General features: G+C 25.4%; 1 protein-coding gene. It reads right to left on the reverse strand.

All coding sequences use genetic code 11. From position 1 onward, the window contains the following. Nucleotides 1-252 precede the first annotated feature (252 nt). A partial coding sequence (locus EZH24_RS13290; protein WP_137999476.1) for an NUDIX hydrolase occupies nt 253-556 on the reverse strand: 304 nt, incomplete at its 5' end.

A 556-nucleotide genomic window follows, 5' to 3' on the forward strand; every position in this document is an offset into this window, starting at 1 on the left:
ATTTAAATAATCAAATAAATATTTTCAAATTATACAATATTTAAAAAATTTGTCAATAGTTTATTTTAATTTTTTAAATATCAATATCGCTAAATTATATAACATTTAAAATTTTTGTCAACTATTTATTTGACTTTTTTCAAACATTAATTAATTAAAAATATTATACAACTTTTTAAAATTATGTCAATAGCAATTAATTTAAATATTTTTTTAATTTACGAATAGATTATAGCATGTTAAAAAAACATGTCAACGGTTAAAATAAAAATTCAAAGCCTCTTTTGAAGACTCGAATGCGATTTTGTCGAAGTCGATATTTTCTTTTTCTATAAATACGACCTCCAAAGCGTCATCGGAAGGTTTTACTTCTGGAATATAATCCAATTTCGCGTAAAAATAAATGTCGGAGGTAACATACATCGTTCCTTCGTAAATGTATTCGTTGCTTCCGCTCATAAGAAAATTAACTTTATCCAATTTTATCGCCGTTTCTTCGAATAATTCTCTTTTGACGGAATCCTCTATTCTTTCGTAATGCTCGCAAAATCCGCCG

This window comes from Brachyspira catarrhinii (genome assembly GCF_005518285.1).
GTDB classification, from domain to species: domain Bacteria; phylum Spirochaetota; class Brachyspiria; order Brachyspirales; family Brachyspiraceae; genus Brachyspira; species Brachyspira catarrhinii.